Source organism: Dietzia timorensis, from assembly GCF_020742175.1.
Classification (GTDB): Bacteria; Actinomycetota; Actinomycetes; order Mycobacteriales; family Mycobacteriaceae; genus Dietzia; species Dietzia timorensis_A.
Window position 1 is genome coordinate 1 of record NZ_DYXM01000245.1, and the last position, 3,861, is coordinate 3,861.

Genomic DNA, 3,861 nt, shown 5'->3' on the forward strand with positions numbered 1-3,861 from the left:
GCCTATCGCTCGTCCTCACAACACCGCGAACACGAACTCCAGCCGGTCGCCTGACCCGGACTCTCCAGGCTGAGCATGGACTCGTTCCCCGGGGGGCGCGGCGCCTCACAAAGCGCAGCGCCCTCGGGGCATAGAGGCTCTAGTAGACGTCGCCATCCATGTAGAACCACCGACCGGATTCACGGACGAATCGCGAGCGCTCGTGAAGAATTCCGAAGCTGCCATCGGCCTCGATATACGTTGCACGAAATTCCACGACGCCGTGGGAGTCTCTCGGTCCGCCGTCATGGGTGTCGACGATCTGCAGCCCGCGCCACCGTGGGTTGTTTCCAAGATCCAATGACGCCGGCCGCGAAGAGGGATGCCAGGTCCGCAAAAGCCAGTCCGCGTCGGCCGAGCGAAAGGCCTCGAACCTCGAGCGCATGAGCTCGACCGCTGTGTCCGGCTCCGGGCGCGAATTTTCTGTTTCGCTCATCGCTTTCCGATTCTATCGACCGAAATCCGCCGCTAGTCTTGAAGCATGATTCGACAGCTCATCGCGCGAGTGTTCTGGACCGTTAGCCCGTGGCGACTGGTGTCGGAACCGGCGCCGCAGAGATCGTCGATTCTTGTCGGCGCGCCGCATACGTCCAATTGGGATTTCATCCTCATGCTGGGTATTGCCTGGCGGCTTGGGATCCGGGTGCGCTGGATGGGCAAGAAAAGTCTGTTCGCGGGGCGGCGTGGGCCATTCATGCGTGCGCTCGGCGGTGTGCCAATCGACCGCGAGAATGCGCAGAGCGTCGTCGCCGACATCGTCACACGCTTGCAGAACGACGAGTCGTTCTGCCTGGTGATCACTCCCGACGGCACGCGTAAGGGGCATTCTCATTGGAAGTCGGGCTTCTATCGAATCGCGCGCGAGACCGGAATGCCGGTGGTGCTCGGATACGTCGACCGAACCACGAAGACGAGCGGACTCGGGCCGACGATCGAGCTTACCGGCGAGGTCGGAGCCGACATGGATGAGATCCGCCGCTTCTACTCCGACAAGGCCGGATTCACCCCGGAGAATCGCATAGTGCCCAGACTCCGGGAGGAATAGCAGCTCGTAGAGGCCTCCACATCCGGCTCCGCCAACCCCGTCGCCAAACGCATATTCATCTCTCCGCCTCTTAATGCCGGGAAGGCCAGGTAAACGCATGGCTGAATTGCTCGATGAGGGCCCGTTCTTCCACGGGACGAAAGCGCCCCTGAACATCGGTGATCTACTCACCGCCGGGTATCGGTCGAACTACCGTCCCGAAGTCGTCATGAACCACATCTACTTCACCGCCCTTGTCGATGGAGCAGGTCTCGCCGCCGAGCTTGCCGCCGTGGATGGTGAGCCCCACGTTTACCTCGTTGAGCCGACCGGCGAGTTTGAAAACGACCCCAACGTGACCGACAAGAAGTTCCCCGGTAATCCGACTCGGTCCTACCGGAGCGCTGATCCACTCCGCGTCGTCGCCGAGGTCAATGACTGGCCGCGGCTTTCACCAGACGCACTGCGACAGTGGAGGGAACGCCTGGCGGCAATCGGCAACAAGGGCGAGATCATCAACTAGGCGCGCAGCCGCGCATGGGAAAACGCAAGATTCCTCACTCCTCAGGACCTCGTCATTCCCGAAGGACGGATGACCGTTTGTAAGGATGTTCTCGGAAGCTACGGCTCAGTTATCGAGAAGCCGGAGCGCGCTGCCCTTATGCGCAGCGATGTGATCGGTCTTGTCGCTGGCGATCTCGTATTGCGGCTCATCGGGCGAGGCGCGACGAGTGTGTCCCTTGTAGTCAAAATCCGCAGTGTGAACCTTGGTGATCTTGCCCGAGACGTTTCCCGCTTCGGAGTTCCACGTCACGTGATCGCCAACCTTGAACTTCGTTGTCATCTCAACCCCCTAGTACGACTTCGGTTTTTGTCCCTGACTCGATCTTAAGGCCCTGCAGCGTCTTTCGCTTCGGGTTGACGTCGCCGAAACGAATCGAATTGCGGGCTCGACTCCCTTATCGCGTTCAAATTTTGCGAGACGAAATCATGGGAGACGGCTCTAGTCCGGTGATCGCGGAGGGCATTGTGATTGCGACAGTGGTGTCCATGTTCGCCGCCGGCTCAGTTATCGCCGGAGACGCTCTGGCCTGGATGATTCCTTGGTGAGCTAATCGCGCCGCCGACGAATGGGAGGCTACCTCGGTAACCTATCGCCGCAATATCGCTGACCAAGTCCCTCCGCCTGGGACCGATCATCAAACGCCCAAGCATTCGTGGTCGGTGGCTTGAGCGAGGTGTCGCTTGACGCCAGGCCTTACCGATACACGTTGAAGCGGAACTCCACCACGTCCCCACACGGAGGACCATCTGACCCCTCGGGTCCAGGTCGCCACACTTACCGATGGCATATCCCGCCAATGACGAACGCGGTTCGGCGATCGTAATCAGCGCGAGGCGGCCGGCCACCGTGCTTGAGGGCCAGTGCGTTGTCCCGGGCGAGAGCTTGGAAGTCATCAGGCGTAAAACCGTCGACGAGGACGCCTGCGGCATGGCCTTGCGCGACAAGGCCGTCATGGAACGTCGCGCCTGCGTGACACAGGGCGAGCATCGGCTCGGAGTCGCGGTACTCCTGCAACAGGACATCATTGACCGCCGGAAGTCGATATTGCAGATCCCGGAGCGAACCGATGTAGAAGCAGATCCGCTCACGTACCTCGAAAACGGACTGCGCATCCTCGATGACAGTCCGCAACTCCTCCGCCACGACGTCGTCAATGACGGCGTCGATCAACCCGATCCTCCCTCCGAGCCGATTGAAGATGGTCGCCTTGCTCACCTTGGCGACCGCGGCGACCTCCTCGAGCGGCGCGGAGAACCCCTGCTCCCGAAACACCTGCACCGCCGCATGACGGATCCGATCGACGTTTCGGCGAGCATCCGAACGGAGAGTAGGCGCACCTCGGGGGTCGGACACGATGCAGACTCCTTCCGAGTCGACAACAAACTTGATTGTGATAGTCAATTTAGTGAACGATGGGCCAGGCGGAAACTTGACCACTCCAGTCAAGTTCATAAGTGTCGTTCGCCCAGACCGCACGGCACAGCATCACGTCGGAACACCGACCCCATCGAAAGGACGTTCAGATGATCATCGTCTCCGGTGCCACAGGCACTCTCAACGGGGCCACGGTCGACCACCTCCTCAAGCGGATACCACCACACCGAATCGGCGTCAGCGTCCGCGACCCCTCGCGTGCGACTCACTTGGTCGATCAAGGTGTGCGCGTACGGCAAGGGAGCTATGACGACCCGGCGGCTCTGCGTCATTCGTTCGCCGACGCCGAACAGGTGCTCCTGGTCTCCTCGAGCGACCTCACGTCTGACGTCGTCGCACAGCACCACAGGGCCATTGATGCTGCCGTTGACGCGGGTGCAAAGCGGATCTTGTACACGAGCGCCCATGGGACGGGCTTTGATACGCCCTATCCGCCGCTCGCCATCCATGCCGCCACCGAACAGCACCTCGCCGCAACCGGGGTCGCCTGGACCGCATTGCGAAACGGCTTTTACGGAGACCCGACCCAGTTGCTCGGTCGGTGGCAGGAAACGGGCGTAATCGCCATGCCTGCCGACGGCCCCTTCTCCTGGGTCGATCGACGAGATGCTGCGGAGGCCGCCGCCGCGATCCTCACCGCCGACGATGCGTTTGACGGGCCGATCGACCTAACGCTGCCCGAACCCGTTACTCTCGTGGACTTCGCTGCAGCCGCGTCTGAACTCACCGGTCGACAGATCAATCGAATCATCGTCGACGACGAGAAGTGGGTAGCCGATGAGACGGCCAACGGCGTACC

At 61.3% G+C, this 3,861-nt stretch carries 6 protein-coding genes; 3 read left to right on the plus strand and 3 right to left on the minus strand.

The window, feature by feature from the left end; translation table 11 throughout:
- Positions 1-139: 139 nt before the first annotated feature.
- On the minus strand, positions 140-475 hold the full coding sequence (locus K8V11_RS12820; protein ID WP_303914991.1) for a YchJ family protein: 336 nt from the start codon (positions 473-475) through the stop codon (positions 140-142).
- A gap of 45 nt (positions 476-520) precedes the next feature.
- Here K8V11_RS12820 and K8V11_RS12825 point away from each other — a divergent pair, with 45 nt between their 5' ends.
- Together K8V11_RS12825 and arr are read left to right on the plus strand one after the other, a co-directional pair.
- On the plus strand, positions 521-1,084 hold the full coding sequence (locus K8V11_RS12825; RefSeq protein WP_303914993.1) for a 1-acyl-sn-glycerol-3-phosphate acyltransferase: 564 nt from the start codon (positions 521-523) through the stop codon (positions 1,082-1,084).
- Positions 1,085-1,181: 97 nt separating this feature from the next.
- Positions 1,182-1,586 (plus strand): NAD(+)--rifampin ADP-ribosyltransferase, encoded by a 405-nt coding sequence (gene arr, locus K8V11_RS12830; RefSeq protein WP_303914996.1) that lies wholly within the window; start codon positions 1,182-1,184, stop codon positions 1,584-1,586.
- Positions 1,587-1,691: 105 nt separating this feature from the next.
- On the opposite strand, the gene K8V11_RS12835 is transcribed toward arr, so the two are convergent.
- Positions 1,692-1,907 carry a DUF2945 domain-containing protein gene (locus tag K8V11_RS12835; RefSeq protein ID WP_303914999.1) on the minus strand — a complete coding sequence of 72 codons (216 nt, stop codon included), beginning with the start codon at positions 1,905-1,907 and terminating at the stop codon, positions 1,692-1,694.
- Positions 1,908-2,402: 495 nt separating this feature from the next.
- Positions 2,403-2,981, minus strand: a complete 579-nt coding sequence (locus K8V11_RS12840) for a TetR/AcrR family transcriptional regulator (protein WP_303915002.1) — start codon at positions 2,979-2,981, stop codon at positions 2,403-2,405.
- A gap of 170 nt (positions 2,982-3,151) precedes the next feature.
- Here K8V11_RS12840 and K8V11_RS12845 point away from each other — a divergent pair.
- Positions 3,152-3,861: NAD(P)H-binding protein (locus K8V11_RS12845; protein WP_303915005.1), on the plus strand; the 710-nt coding region annotated here is incomplete at its 3' end.

Coding starts and splice junctions, on each gene's coding strand:
- K8V11_RS12820 (WP_303914991.1), bottom strand. CDS start 475: ATGAGCGAAACAGAAAATTCGCGCCCGGAGCCGGACACAGCGGTCGAG.
- K8V11_RS12825 (WP_303914993.1), top strand. CDS start 521: ATGATTCGACAGCTCATCGCGCGAGTGTTCTGGACCGTTAGCCCGTGG.
- arr (WP_303914996.1), top strand. CDS start 1,182: ATGGCTGAATTGCTCGATGAGGGCCCGTTCTTCCACGGGACGAAAGCG.
- K8V11_RS12835 (WP_303914999.1), bottom strand. CDS start 1,907: ATGACAACGAAGTTCAAGGTTGGCGATCACGTGACGTGGAACTCCGAA.